The following is a 726-nucleotide window of genomic DNA, read 5'->3' on the forward strand; positions in this document are numbered from 1 at the left end:
CCTCCACGAACGGGCTGGCGATGAAGCGCTCGGCCGTCAGCGCGGGCCGGTTGAGATAGCCGCGCGCCACCCCCGCCCCGCCGATATAGAGCTCGCCAACCGCCCCCAGCGGCACCGGCTGACCATGAGCGTCCAGGAGATACACCCGCGTGTTCGCGATCGGACGGCCGATCGGGATCGATGCCGATCCGTCCAGTTCGGCAGGAACCTCATAATGAAGACAACCGACGATCGTCTCGGTGGGACCGTACTCGTTCACCATCGTGGCCGTCGGCTGGATCTTGCGCCACAGTTCCACCGTTGAACGCGACAGCGCTTCACCCCCGATGACAAAGGTGCCGACCTGGCTGCCGGTCATCTGCGCCGGCATCTGTTGCCCAAGCGCATCCAGATGGCTCGGCGTTATGTTGACCAGCCCGCACGGCGAGCCGATCCTGGTTTTGAGTCCTTCGACCTCATCGCCTTCCTTGACAAGGAGAGCATGGCCACCGCTAAGCAGAGGTGCCAACAGGCTGTTAACCGTCGCGTCGAAGGCGAGCGATGAGGAGACCAAGGAAGAGGACCTGGCGTCATAGACACCACAGGCCCAGTCCAGGTAATTGACCAGTCCGCGATGCTCGACCATGACGCCCTTGGGCGTTCCGGTGGAGCCTGAGGTGTAGATGATATAGGCGAGATGGCGCGCGGTGAGCCCGAGCGCGCGCGGGTCGGGATCGCAAGCCGGCT

The 726-nt window shown here is 64.0% G+C and carries 1 protein-coding gene; it reads right to left on the minus strand.

Annotated features, from left to right (window positions below):
• On the minus strand, window positions 1-726 hold a 726-nt coding region (locus PU724_RS33840; RefSeq protein ID WP_426213839.1), incomplete at both ends, for an AMP-binding protein.

Source organism: Mesorhizobium abyssinicae, from assembly GCF_049887195.1.
Lineage (GTDB): Bacteria > Pseudomonadota > Alphaproteobacteria > Rhizobiales > Rhizobiaceae > Mesorhizobium > Mesorhizobium abyssinicae.